This is a genomic window from Albimonas donghaensis (assembly GCF_900106695.1).
Taxonomy (GTDB): Bacteria; Pseudomonadota; Alphaproteobacteria; order Rhodobacterales; family Rhodobacteraceae; genus Albimonas; species Albimonas donghaensis.
The window spans coordinates 522,896-535,124 of sequence record NZ_FNMZ01000002.1; the positions used below are offsets into that span (position 1 = coordinate 522,896).

General features: G+C 71.8%; 10 protein-coding genes. 8 read left to right on the forward strand and 2 right to left on the reverse strand.

The features are described 5' to 3' along the window. Nucleotides 1-30 precede the first annotated feature (30 nt). From BLV24_RS08275 to BLV24_RS08285, 3 genes are all read left to right on the forward strand, one after another. Nucleotides 31-1,470: a leucyl aminopeptidase family protein gene (locus tag BLV24_RS08275; RefSeq protein ID WP_425426088.1), complete on the forward strand. Its 1,440-nt coding sequence runs from the start codon at nt 31-33 to the stop codon at nt 1,468-1,470. Next, on the forward strand, nt 1,470-2,327 hold the full coding sequence (locus BLV24_RS08280; RefSeq protein WP_092680689.1) for a C40 family peptidase: 858 nt from the start codon (nt 1,470-1,472) through the stop codon (nt 2,325-2,327). Before BLV24_RS08275 ends, BLV24_RS08280 begins: the two co-directional genes overlap by 1 nt. 178 nt (nt 2,328-2,505) lie before the next feature. Continuing rightward, nucleotides 2,506-3,435 carry an IS1595 family transposase gene (locus BLV24_RS08285; protein WP_143040275.1) on the forward strand — a complete coding sequence of 310 codons (930 nt, stop codon included), beginning with the start codon at nt 2,506-2,508 and terminating at the stop codon, nt 3,433-3,435. Between the two features lie 122 nt (nt 3,436-3,557). Here the strand turns inward: BLV24_RS08285 and BLV24_RS08290 are convergent, their stop codons facing one another. Then, nucleotides 3,558-4,367 (reverse strand): DUF3800 domain-containing protein, encoded by an 810-nt coding sequence (locus tag BLV24_RS08290; protein ID WP_176954682.1) that lies wholly within the window; start codon nt 4,365-4,367, stop codon nt 3,558-3,560. A 13-nt stretch (nt 4,368-4,380) separates the two neighbouring features. On the opposite strand from BLV24_RS08290, the gene BLV24_RS21525 reads away from it, so the two are divergent. Together BLV24_RS21525 and BLV24_RS08300 are read left to right on the forward strand one after the other, a co-directional pair. Further along, nucleotides 4,381-4,569: a hypothetical protein gene (locus BLV24_RS21525; RefSeq protein WP_143040261.1), complete on the forward strand. Its 189-nt coding sequence runs from the start codon at nt 4,381-4,383 to the stop codon at nt 4,567-4,569. A gap of 665 nt (nt 4,570-5,234) precedes the next feature. Further along, nucleotides 5,235-6,413: an amino acid aminotransferase gene (locus BLV24_RS08300; protein ID WP_092680693.1), complete on the forward strand. Its 1,179-nt coding sequence runs from the start codon at nt 5,235-5,237 to the stop codon at nt 6,411-6,413. Between the two features lie 125 nt (nt 6,414-6,538). Here the strand turns inward: BLV24_RS08300 and BLV24_RS08305 are convergent, their stop codons facing one another. Continuing rightward, nucleotides 6,539-7,501, reverse strand: a complete 963-nt coding sequence (locus BLV24_RS08305) for an MBL fold metallo-hydrolase (RefSeq protein WP_092680694.1) — start codon at nt 7,499-7,501, stop codon at nt 6,539-6,541. Nucleotides 7,502-8,098: 597 nt separating this feature from the next. Here BLV24_RS08305 and BLV24_RS08310 point away from each other — a divergent pair. The 3 genes from BLV24_RS08310 (at nt 8,099) to BLV24_RS08320 (ending at nt 12,180) form a co-directional block, all read left to right on the forward strand. Further along, a complete protein-coding gene (locus BLV24_RS08310) occupies nt 8,099-9,376 on the forward strand; it encodes a cytochrome P450 (protein WP_092680695.1) in 1,278 nt (425 codons plus the stop codon). A gap of 101 nt (nt 9,377-9,477) precedes the next feature. Beyond that, nucleotides 9,478-10,845 (forward strand): LysM peptidoglycan-binding domain-containing protein, encoded by a 1,368-nt coding sequence (locus tag BLV24_RS22790; RefSeq protein WP_176954683.1) that lies wholly within the window; start codon nt 9,478-9,480, stop codon nt 10,843-10,845. A gap of 414 nt (nt 10,846-11,259) precedes the next feature. After that, the gene (locus BLV24_RS08320; RefSeq protein ID WP_092680697.1) at nt 11,260-12,180 is read left to right on the forward strand and encodes an SHOCT domain-containing protein; all 921 of its coding nucleotides are present in this window, start codon (nt 11,260-11,262) and stop codon (nt 12,178-12,180) included. Nucleotides 12,181-12,229 lie beyond the last annotated feature (49 nt).

Genomic DNA, 12,229 nt, shown 5'->3' on the forward strand with positions numbered 1-12,229 from the left:
CCCCTCCACCCGCCGCGAAAGGCCATGACGATGACCGACCCCGAACGCCCCGCGCTGCCGATGGCCGAGCGCCTGGCCGACCCTGCGGAGGCCGACGCGGCCATCCCCCTGCGCCTGGTCCCCTCGGACGGGCTCGACGCCGCGCTGGAGGCCCTGCCCGAGGCCCAGCGCGCCTGGGCGCGGGCCACCGACTTCAAGGGCCGGCTCGGCCAGACCTGCCTGCTGCCGGCGCCCGACGGGACGCTTTCCGCCGTGCTGTTCGGCTGGGGGGACGCCAAGGCGCGGGCCCGCTCACGCCTTGATCTCGGCCGGGCCGCGGAGAGCCTGCCGGCGGGGACCTTCGCGCTCGACGCCTCCGCGGCGCCCGGGGCGGGGACGGAATCGGCGCTGGCCTGGCTGATCGGCCGCCTGCGCTTCACCCGCTACAAGTCCGCCAAGCTGGCCCCCGCGCGGCTGATCGCGCCCGCCGGCGTGGACGCCGACGAAACCCATCGCATCGCCGACGGCGTCGCCCTGACCCGCGCCCTGATCGACACCCCGGCCGAGGACATGGGTCCGGCCGAGATCGAGGCCGCCGCACGCGCGCTCGCGGCCGACCATGGCGCGACGGTCGAGGTGATCGCCGGCGACGCGCTGCTGGAGGCGAACTACCCGATGATCCACGCGGTCGGCCGCGCCGCCGCGCCGGGGCGCGAGCCGCGGATCATCGCGCTGGACTGGGGGCCGAAGGACGCCCCCGCCGTGACCCTGGTCGGCAAGGGGGTCGCCTTCGACACCGGCGGGCTGAACCTGAAGCCCGGGGCCTCCATGGGCCTGATGAAGAAGGACATGGGCGGCGCCGCCCAGGCGCTGGGGCTGGCGCGGATCGCCATGGCCTCGGGGCTGAAGGCGCGGCTGCGGGTGCTGATCCCGGCGGTGGAGAACGCGGTCTCGGCCTCGTCCTTCCGGCCCTCCGACGTGCTGACCTCGCGCAAGGGGCTGACGGTGGAGATCAACAACACCGACGCCGAAGGCCGGCTGGTGCTGGCCGACGCGCTGGCCCGCGGGGACGAGGACGCGCCCGGGCTGATGCTGTGCTTCGCCACCCTGACCGGCGCCGCCCGCGTGGCGCTGGGGCCGGAGCTGCCGCCCTTCTACACCGACGACGACGCGCTCGCCGGGGCGCTGGCCGAAGCCTCGGCCGCCGTGCGCGACCCGATCTGGCGGATGCCGTTCTGGGACGGCTACGAGGCCCAGATCGAGCCCGCCATCGCCGATCTGGACAATGCGCCCTCGGGGGGCATGGCCGGGTCGATCACCGCCGCGCTGTTCCTGCGCCGCTTCGTGGAGAAGGCCGGCGCCTTCGCCCATTTCGACGTCTACGGCTGGACCCCCGCCGCCCGCCCGGGCCGGCCGAGGGGCGGCGAGGCGCAGGCGATCCGGGCCTGCTGGGCGGTGCTCTCGGCCCGCTACGGGACGGGAGCCGCCTGATGGCCGCGCTCAGAGCCGGCGCCGCGCCGGGGACCGACCCTCGCCTTACGCCCGCGCGCCCCGACCTCGCCGCCGAACGGCTGCGGGGAGAGGTCGAGGCCGCGCGCTACGCCTCGCCCGTCCGGATGCGGGTGGCGCTGGGGGTGGCTCCGCTGCGCGCGCGCCCCGGGGCGAAGGGACTGGCCTCGGAGCTGGTCTACGGCGCGGAGTTCGAAGTCTACGAGAGCGCCGGCGGGCTCGCCTGGGGGCAGGCGCCGCGGGACGGCTATGTGGGCTACGTGCCGGCCGAGGCGCTGGAGGCCGCCAACGGCCCGGCGACGCATCGGGTGACGGCGCCGCTGTCGCATCTCTATCCCGGACCGGACCTGAAGACCGCGCCGCTGACGCCCCTGCCGATGAACGCGCTGCTGAGCGGGACGGTGGAGGGCGCGTGGCTGGTCACCCGCCATGGCTGCGCGCCCGCCCAGCATGTCGCCGAAGCGGCGTCCACGGTCCCCGACTGGGTGGACGCGGCCGAACGCTTCGTCGGCGCGCCCTATCTGTGGGGCGGCGGCTCGGCGCTGGGGATCGACTGTTCGGGGCTGGTGCAGGCGGCGCGCTGGGCGGCGGGCTTCGCGTGCCCGCGGGATTCGGACATGCAGTCGGCCTGCGGGACCGAGGTCGCGCAGGCGGGTCTGCGCCGCGGCGACCTGGTGTTCTGGAAGGGCCATGTCGGGGTGATGCTGGACGGCGCGCGGCTGCTGCACGCCAACGCCCACCACATGGCCTGCGCGATCGAGCCCCTGGCCGGCGCCATCGACCGCATCGCCGCCGGCGAATACGGCCCGCCCACCGGGTTCCGGCGCCTGGACGGCTGAGCGGGCTGTCCCGAAGGCCGCTTTTCCTTTCAGGGAAGGGAGAGGGAGGGAGAGAGGGAGCCTCGCTGCGCTCGGGGTCTCGCGCGCAGGCGCGCGGGGGCTTTCCCGGAGGCGATTATATACCTTGCAAACACGGTCAGAAGATCCTATATAGGATCAAGACGATAGGAGAATGACCGTGTCCAACCTCAGCGCCCCCTACCTGCACGACGAGGAAGCCGCCTACGCCTTCCTTGAGGGGGTGATGTGGCCCAACGGCGCGACCTGCCCGCACTGCGGCGGCACGGATCGCATCTCCAAGGTGAAGGCGAACCCGGAGAAGCGCATCCGCCTGGGCCTGCACCGCTGCGGCGACTGCAAGAAGCAGTTCACCGTCAAGGTCGGCACCGTGTTCGAGGCTTCCAAGGTCAAGCTGAACCTGTGGCTTCAGGCTGTGGTCCTGATGACGTCCAGCAAGAAGGGCATCAGCAGCCACCAGCTGCACCGCGTGCTGGGCGTGACCTACAAGACGGCTTGGTTCATGGAGCATCGTATCCGTGAGGCGATGCGCTCCGGTGAGCTGGCCCCGTTCGGCGGCAACGGCGGCGCGGTTGAGGCTGACGAGACCTTCATTGGCCGTGAGCCGGGCAAGCCCAAGAAGCGCGCCTATCACCACAAGATGAAGGTTCTGAGCCTCGTTGACCGCGAGACGGGCCGCGCCCGCTCCATCGTCGTTGACGATATCAAGCGCGCGACCATTGAGCAGTTCGTCGGTGAGAACGTCGCCCGTGAGGCCCGCCTGATGACGGATGAGGCGGCGATGTATACCCGCATCGGCGCGGAGTTCGCGGATCATCAGTTCGTCTCTCACGGCAAGGGTGAGTATGGCCGCGGCGACACCCACACGAACACGATTGAAGGCTACTTCTCGATCTTCAAGCGCGGCATGAAGGGCGTCTATCAGCACTGCGGCAAGCGCCACCTGCACCGCTACGTCGCGGAGTTCGAGTTCCGTTACAACAATCGGAGCGCGCTTGGGGTTGGGGATCATGGCCGCGCAGTCAACGCACTGACTGGTACGAAAGGAAAGCGCCTGAAATATCATGGACCTGACTCGGAAATGGCCTAAAGCAGATTGATTCTGTTGACAGAATCGAGATCAAACACTATCTTGGAATTGCTGGTCGCGACCACCTGAATGGGCTGGAGAGCACCTGCTCAATGGACGCCCCTCGGATAGCGGGGGGCGTTCTACTTTAGGCGAACAATCCCGTCAGTTCCGCTGGTGACGACTCGCGCGTTAAGCACGTTTCGCGGGATAGCGTCGTGCAACTTGTATAGTTCGTTCCGGCTCTCGCGCTCAGACAGGGCGTCGCCCTCATGGCGGGCTTTCAGCAAAGTCGCATACGCGATGAGGTCGGCAATCTGTATAAAGTGCGATTTCTTCGAATCCTTGAAGTTTGCGTCTTCAATGGTGCTAACCATTGGAATATTTTTGGACAAGCTGCCAGATGACCAAGCTCCCAAGCGGGAGCCGGTGGGGAGGTGAACGCAGGCTTTTCGATAGAGCGTTCTATACTCTCCATGACCCTCATCGAAAAATAACATGCTCCGTCTGCGATCCGCCTTGTTCTGTCTCTCAATGCGCTGAAAGGCTGCGTAAAGGGACGCCTCAAGCTTTCGGCGTCCATATAGATTCGCGTCTCTAGTTGCATAGACAGAAAAAATACTGTGGTCAGGGAGAAAGCTTAATCCTTGCAAAGCATCCCGGTATGCCTTCCAGGCGCGATTCCCATAAAGCGCGCCCCTCCCTCGATCATACCTGTTTCGCCCTGTTGCAAGCTTCGACCCTTTCAACTCCTTTGAAAGGGGAATGCCATGTGCTTCTTTCAGAGCTTTCCGCCATGTGCGGGCTTTCTCAAAATATGCTGACCAGTCGTCATTTAGTCCCTCCGCATCCCACTCGCTGCTGGGCAGTGATATGCTAGCGGTTGGGATCGAGACGAACGCCAAGACAAACCGTTGCTTGTCGTCGGATTCATCCGCATAGATCGTGCTCAAGGAGTTTGGCAACATGACCGAGAAACAATTCACCGGTGCGCCAGAGAGTCAACGAAAACGCTTCGAGGAAGCCGCCCGCGAACTCGGCGTGGACCTTGACGAGGACAAGCTGAAGGACGCACTGCGGAAGATGAAGGACGGGGCAGTGGCTCCTAAGGAGCCGTCCCAAGAAGGGCCTGGATCTGTCCCTGAAGAGCGGTAAGAGCGCCGACGACTGCCAGCGCAAGGAGAACCGCCGTCCAGATAAAGCCTTTGCTTGGAAGGTGAGAGACGTTCGTCTCCAACCGGCCCAAGCGGTCGCGAACGTCCTTCATGTCCGAGCGCATCTCGGACACATCGCGCTCGATATACCCTATCGTAGTTTCCAGTTTGGCGACTCTCGCTTCCATCGGATCATCCGGCGGTCTTCCCGCCGCTCCACTTTTGTTCCCGCCCACGACAGACAACTGCGGCGGCGCGTGCCCGGGGCCGAGATTGGCGCGCATACAGCTTACCCTATTTCAGCTAGTTGCTCTTTCAGAGATTTTAAAGCTTCCGGCGACAGCAAGAGCGCCCCGTAGAAGACCGGCCCGTTGATGCCGTTGCGTCCAAAGGCAATGCGCGCACAAGAACCGTCCTTGCTCGCCACGATGCGAGTCGCCCCATATTCTCCCGCCGAGATCGACTCGGCTGCACGCCGATCTGAATCCGAAACTGGCATATGCGCCCCCTTTCAAGTTGCCTACACGCTAGGGGCTTAAGGGCTGAATTGGAAGCGTGTTTGCAAGGTATATAATCGCCTTCCCGGAAGGGCGCCCTCTTGCGTATCGGGCGGCGATCGCGCTTTGTGCGGCGCGCCCGCAAGCGAAACTCCCGAAAGGCCGCCCGATGTTCGAGGCCCTGCCCCCGCCCGAAACCGACCCGATCCTGGCCCTGATGGCCCGGTTCCGCGCCGATCCCAGGCCCGACCTGGTGGATCTCGGCCCCGGCGTCTATCGCGACGAGACCGGCGCGACCCCGGTGTTCCGCGCCGTCGCGGCGGCGGAGCGGCGGATGGCGGAGACGCAGACCACCAAGACCTATGTCGGCCTCGCCGGCGACCTGGAGTTCTGCCGGCTGCTGGGGACCGAGACCCTGGGCGCCGACCTGCAGTCCCGCGCCGCGGCCTGTCAGGCCACCGGCGGCTCGGGCGCGCTGTTCGTGCTGGCCCGCCTGCTGCGCGCCGCCCGGCCGGAGACGGTCGTCCACATACCCGCCCCCACCTGGCCCAACCATCCGGCCGTGTTCCGCGGCGTGGGCCTGGCGGTGGCCGAATACCCGTATGCGGACCGGGCGATGCGCGCGCTCGACTTCGACGCCATGGCCGCGCGGCTGGAGGAACTGGGCCCCGGCGACGTGGTCCTTCTGCATGGCTGCTGCCACAACCCCACCGGCATGGACCCGACGCCGGCGCAATGGGCGACGCTGGCCGAGATCTGCGCGCGGCGCGGCTGGCTGCCCCTGATCGACATGGCCTATGCCGGCTTCGGCGAGGGCTGGGAGGCCGACTGCGCCGGCATGCGGGGCATGATGGCGGCCGCGCCCGAGGCGCTGGCGGCGGTGTCGTGCTCGAAGAATTTCGGGCTCTACCGCGACCGGGCCGGGGCGGTCTTCGCCACCGTAGACGACCCCGCCCGCCGCGCCGTGGTGCAGGCGACGCTGGAGGGGATCAACCGCAACATCCACTCGATGCCCCCCGATCACGGCGGGGCGCTGGTGCGCGAAGTGCTCTCCGACCCCGCGCTCAGGGCCGACTGGGCGGCGGAGCTGGAGGGCATGCGCCTGCGCATCGCCGGCAACCGGAGCGCGCTGGCCGAGGCGCTGGCCGCCCGCCCCGGCGGCCAGGACCTGAGCCATGTGGGCGACCTGCGGGGCATGTTCTCGCTGCTCGGCCTCTCGGCGCCGCAGGTGGACCGGCTGCGCGAGGACTTCGGGATCTATGTGGTGGCCGGCGGGCGCATCAACGTGGCCGGCATGAACGCCGCCCAGGCCGACCGGGTGGCCGAGGCGCTGCTGGCGGTGATCTGACGCCCCTGCGGGGGCGGGGCGGGGCCGGGCGGGAGGGAGCCTCGCTTCGCTCGGGCTTCGCGCTGGCACGCGGGGCGGGGTCACGCGCCGTGGCGCGCGGGGGGGGAGGGGCCCGGCCCCCTCCGTCAGCCGCCCTGCGGAAGCACGAAGACCGTCGGCTCGGTCGGCAGGGTCCGGGGCGTGATCGTCAGCGACGGGATGTCGGCCCGCACCACCCGGAACGCGCCCGACATGCCGTCAAGGAACGCGTCGAGCGAGCTGTAGCCCCAATAATGCATCGGCAGCACGACCGAGGCCCGCACCCGCTTCAGGATCGCCATCATGTCCGGCAGGTTCAGCGTCGCCCCGCCGTCCACCGGCGCCATCACCACGTCGAGCCGCCCGATCGCCGCGTAGTGATCCGGGCCGAGCGTGTGATGCAGGTGACCGAGATGGCCGATGCACAGGTCCCCGATCTCGAAGATGAAGATCGAGTTGCCGTCCTTCTCCACGCCTCCGCCCCAGCCGCGGATATCCGTGGTCACGTTGCGCACCAGCGCGTCGCCGACCTGCACCCAATGCGCCGCCGGAGGCTCGCCCGGCTCTCCCCATCCCTTGAGCGCGTGGGGGATGGCGGGGTCCGGCGCGGCGGTCCAGTGGGTCTCGTGCGCGTGGTTCATGGTGACCACGTCGGGGATGGCGACCGGGCCGGACCAGCCGGAATAGTCGGTGGCGATGGTGACGCCGCCGCCGGTCTCGATCAGGTAGGTGGAATGGCCGACATAGCGCAGGGTGGCCTTGCCGGACGTCCCCTCAGCCTGGGCGAAGCGCACCAGGCGGGCGTCGGGCAGGATCCCCGCGACCGACTGGCAGACCGACGCCGCGGCCGGCCCCGCGAAGGCTACCCCCGCGAGCCCGGCGGCGATCCGGAGCGCGAGGCCCGGCCCGGCGCGCCGGCCCCGCCCCGGCAACGCCCGCAGGCTGCGCAGGAGCGCACCGGCCCGCCCCGGCGCGGCGGCCGGGCCGGGCCGGGGCCGCGCGGGCCGTGGCGCGAGCCGCCAGGGCGGGCGGGACGGACGGCGAGGCGAAAGCGGCGCGGTCGCGGGCATCGGCGGATCTCCGGGCAAGCGTCTGACTGACGTAGCGACGGCGCGGGTCGCATCCCGAAAGCCTATCCGCAGAAACCGAATCGGGAAGTCCCTTCGCGCTTCCGCTCACGCTCGCGAGAGCGCGGCGAGAGCGCCCCCCCTTCCCCCAAGCCTCTCCGCCCATCCCCACGCCCCGCCTCGGCCCTCGGCCCGAGGCCCCCGACGAAGGCACGCGCCCCCGCCCCCCTTCGCAGAAGTCGAAACCGGCCAGCCGCCCGCCCGCCATCGCCCGCGCCGGGGCGGAGCGCGACAGGCCGGCAGGCCGCGCCAGGGTCGCGAGCCAGCCGCCTGGCCATCGTCGAGGGTTGGGAGCCCGTCCGGGACGCCGCGCCCGCATCATCTCCCGCCCCTCGCCGTCGCCCGCCCCCCCGCGACCTCGACGCAAGCGCAAAGGCCCGGCGGCCGCGCGGGCGCCCCGTCGCCAGCATCGCGACGGTGGTCGCGCGGCCACCGACGCGCGACGCCTTCGCCGTCCCTCGGGCCCCGCGCGCCCGCCCCCTTGCGCCCGCCCGCCCCCGCCGGGCAAATGACGCAGCCCCCCAGCCGCCGGAGCCCGCCATGCGCCCCGAGGACCTGCCCCGGTTCCGCCAGTCCCCCACCGATCCCGCCTTCGTCCAGGATCCCAACCCGACCTACGCCCGCATGCGCGCGCTGGGCCCCGCGGTGTTCTGGGAGGACTACGGCCACGCCGTCTTCACCCGCCACGCCCAGGTCTCCGCCCTCCTGCGCGACCGCCGCTTCGGGCGCGAGGTCACCCATCTCGCCTCCCGCGAGGCGCTGGGCTGGGATCCGATCCCCGACCGGCTCGCGCCCTTCCACGCCGTCGAGGCGCATTCCCTGCTGGAGCGCGAGCCCCCCGCCCACACCCGCCTGCGCCGGCTGGTCAACCGGGCCTTCACCTCCCGCGCCATCGCCGGGCTCGCGCCCCGGATCGAGGCGGAGGCCCGCCGCCTGGTCGACGCCATGCCCGCGGGCCCCGACGCCCCCTTCGACCTGGTCCCCGCCTTCGCCGAGCCGCTGCCGATGGCGGTCATCGCCCATATGCTCGGCGCGCCGGAGGCGGAGGGGCCGCGGATGCTCGCCTGGTCCCACGACATGGTCGGCATGTATCAGGCCGGCCGAACGCGCGAGGACGAGGACCGCGCCGCCGCCGCCGCGGCCGCCTTCGCCGACTGGATGCGCGCCCTGATCGCCCGCCGCCGCGCCGCGCCGGGGGGCGCGCTGATCGACGCCCTGATCGCCGCCGAGGACGACGCCGCGAACGGGGGCGGACGGCTGAGCGAGGATGAGCTGGTCTCCACCTGCATCCTGCTGCTCAACGCCGGTCACGAGGCCACCGCCCACGCGCTGGGCAACGCCGTGCATCTGGCGCTGACCGGGCGGCTGGACCCGGCGGTCTTCGCCAATCCCGCCTCCGACGCGGCCGCCGAGACCGCCGCCGACGAGACCCTGCGCTTCGACGCGCCGCTGCACATGTTCACCCGCTTCGCGCTGGGAGAGCCGGCGGGCGGCGACGCGACCGTCGGCGAGGGCGCGGAGGCGGTGACCTTCCGGCTGGGCGAGACCATCGGCCTGCTGCTCGGCTCCGCCAATCGCGACGCGGAGGCCTTCCCGGACCCCGACCGGCTCGATCCCGCCCGCGCCAACGCGGCGCGGCACGTGTCCTTCGGGGCCGGCATCCATTTCTGCGTCGGCGCGCCGCTGGCGCGGATGGAGCTGCGGATCGGCCTGCGCGTGCTGTTCGCGCAGCGCCCGGGGCTTTGCCTCGCCGCGCCCGCGACCTATCGTGACGCCTATCATTTCCACGGGCTCGAAGCCCTTCGCGTGACGGGATGAGCCGGGGGCTCCCGCGCCCGCCCCCCGCCAGCGCCCCCGGCAGCGCCCCCGTCAGCGCCCCCCGCCAGCCAGGAGACCCGCGCCCCGATGAGGCCGAGCCCTTGACCCGAAGCCCGGCCTCGCGCCGCCCCCCTGCGCGGACGCCGTTTCACGGCGCGGTTTCGGCGGTCCCCGCGGCCCTGCTGCTGGTCGCCCTCTGCGCAGGTCCGCCCGGCGCGGGCCAGGCGCAGGCGCAGGCGAAGGACGGCTGCGCAGAGGTCACGGTGCGCGCCGGCCAGACCCTGAGCGGCATCGCCAGGGAGGCGGGCGTGGCGGTGGAGGCGCTGTTCGACGCCAATCGCGACCGGCTGACCAGCCCCGACCGCATCGGCATCGGCCAGAGCCTGCGTCTGCCCTGCAAGGCGGAGGCCGAGGCCGAGACCGAGGCGCCCTCCGATCCCGCCGCCCCCGCGACGCCCGAACCGGAGCGGGAGCGGGATGACGCAGCGCCCGCGCCCACATCCGAACCGCCGGTCGACCCCGCCGGCGCCCTGCCGCCGCGGGCCCGCCCCGAAGACCCCGACGACGCCCCGGCCCCGCCCCCGGCCTCGCGTCCCACGCCGCTGGCCCCGCCTCCCGAGCCGGGCCCCGCGGACGCGCCGCTGCCGGTGCTGGAACTGCCCCCCGGCCCCGGCGCGCCGGCGGCGATGGTCCGGGACGCCATCGCGCTCGCCCGCGCCGCACTGGCGGACGCGGTCCCGGGAAGGGCGCTGCTCACGGTCGGGGAGGTCGACGCCAAGACCGGGGCCGGGGCTTCCGCCGTCGATCAGACCGGAAACGGGGGCGACGAGGCTGCGGAAGAAGCGCCGCAAGAGCAGACCCCGGCGGGCGAGCCCCCGCTCGCCCCGCTCCCCTCCGCCGCGGGGAGCGGAGGCGCGCCCGCCGCGCCCCCGGCCGATCCGCTTGCGGCGCTGGCGCCCGGCGGCCGGGCGCTGCTGGCCTACCCGGTCTGGTGGCCCGACTGCGCCGCGCTCTCGCGGTTGTCGCCCCGGGACGCCGCGCTCTGCGCCCGCCACGACGCCTCCCGCCCGCTGGCGGTGATGCGCATGGCCTGGTTCGCCCGCGCCGACGCCGTTCCCCTCAACGCCCCGCCGCCCCCCGACGCGCGGATCTGCCGGGCCGAGGGGCGGCCGGACGCGGATCTCGCGGCGCTGGGTCTCGCGCCGCCCCGGGCCCGCCGTCTCGCCCCTCCCGACGATGCGGCCTGCCTCGAGATGCTGGCGCAGGGCGAAGCCGATTTCGCCTCGCTCCCCGCCGCCGCGCTGGCCGAGGCCCTGAAAGGCTCGTTCCGCCTGCCCCCGGGGCTGGAGCGGCGCCCGGAACTGGAGCGCAGCCTGGCCCTGAGGGCCGTTGCGCATGGCGGCTCGCCCGAGGGCCGGGCGGCGCTGGACGCGCTGGATGCGGGGCTGGAGTCGCTGGCCCGCGAATAGAAGTCGAGGATTCGCCGGCCTGTTCTTCCGGTCCCGCCGCCGGGCGGGGACCGACGCCCCTTCGCGGAGGGAGCCGGGCCGCGGGCGTGGCGGGATCGGGCGAATCTGCGCGGCCCCGCCTCGGCTCCGCCCCAGCCCATTCCGGCCCAATGCCCCGGCGTCGTCGCTCTCGGCCTGCATAGCCGGGTTTCGCTCAGGGCCGCTCCGCCCCCGTTTTGTCGCCGAAGCGGCGCCGAGGAACCCGCACAAGCCGATGCAGCGATGTTTTCGAGACAATTCAGGCGTTTTCCCCCGCCCCCGACGCGGCGCGCCCCGCCGCCTTCCGCTGCGGCGGTTTCGCCCTGCCCCCGGACCGTGCTAGGGGCGCGGCGAAAGGTCCGGCACGCTGTCGGACAGGAACCCGGATACCGAGCCATGACCCTACTCACCGACGACGGACAGCGCATCGTCGCCGACATGTCGGCCCGCTACGGCGTCAGCCAGGACGCCGTGCTCACCCTGCTCGGCGCGGTCAACGCCGGCGGCCTGACCCAGGCGCAGTTCTCGCATCCCGAACTCGGCGGCATGGGGCAGTGGTCGCAGGGCGGCATGATCATGATCGGCGACATGTTCAACAACGGTCTCAAGATGACCGTCGACCAGATGTGCACGGAATGCGCCAACCACCTGCGCGGCGTGCAGGTCTACGCGCCGCCGCCGCCGCCGGGGTCCTGGCAGGGTCAGAGCCAGGGCGGCGGGTCGAGCCTCTTCGTCTCCGGCGGCCAGCAGCAGGGCGGGTTCAACAGCTGGTGGCCGCAGGGGCTGGGACAGCCGTCCTCCACCGGGTCGCAGAACGACATGAGCTATGCGGTGTTTCCGCAGGCGCGCCGGCTGGCGATCCGGCTGGGCGGGCAGGTGACGGTCTACGATCTCGGCGACCACGAGGTCTGGGGGTTCTCGCAGCAGCAGGGCTATGACCAGTCGCTGACCTTCTCCAGTCAGTTCGGCGTGGTGCGGGTGGCGGATCTGCCGATGGTCTCGGTCGACGGGCGCGACATGGCTCCGCCGCCGCCCCCGGCGCCCGAGCCCTGGTCCCCGCCCGAGACGCCGCTGGCCTTCGCGCCGCCCCCGCCCGCGCCGGCGCCCGAGCCGCAGTTCCAGCCCGCCCCCGCGCCTCAGCCGGGCGGCCAGGGTTCGGGCCACAGCACGGGCCAGAGCACGGGCCAGACCACAGGGGGCATGAGCACGGACGAGCTGTTCTCGATGATCGGCAAGCTGGCCGAGCTTCGCGACAAGGGCATCCTCTCCGAGGACGAGTTCCAGGCCAAGAAGGCCGACCTGCTCTCGCGCATCTGAGCCGCGCCCCGGCGGTGTCCGGAAACGGCGCCGCCGGGCGTCCCCGGCG

What these genes read in the sequence shown, in the direction of transcription:
- BLV24_RS08320 (WP_092680697.1), top strand. Translation starts at nt 11,260, where the DNA reads ATGACCCTACTCACCGACGACGGACAGCGCATCGTCGCCGACATGTCG.
- BLV24_RS21525 (WP_143040261.1), top strand. Translation starts at nt 4,381, where the DNA reads ATGACCGAGAAACAATTCACCGGTGCGCCAGAGAGTCAACGAAAACGC.
- BLV24_RS08310 (WP_092680695.1), top strand. Translation starts at nt 8,099, where the DNA reads ATGCGCCCCGAGGACCTGCCCCGGTTCCGCCAGTCCCCCACCGATCCC.
- BLV24_RS08305 (WP_092680694.1), bottom strand. Translation starts at nt 7,501, where the DNA reads ATGCCCGCGACCGCGCCGCTTTCGCCTCGCCGTCCGTCCCGCCCGCCC.
- BLV24_RS08275 (WP_425426088.1), top strand. Translation starts at nt 31, where the DNA reads ATGACCGACCCCGAACGCCCCGCGCTGCCGATGGCCGAGCGCCTGGCC.
- BLV24_RS08280 (WP_092680689.1), top strand. Translation starts at nt 1,470, where the DNA reads ATGGCCGCGCTCAGAGCCGGCGCCGCGCCGGGGACCGACCCTCGCCTT.
- BLV24_RS08300 (WP_092680693.1), top strand. Translation starts at nt 5,235, where the DNA reads ATGTTCGAGGCCCTGCCCCCGCCCGAAACCGACCCGATCCTGGCCCTG.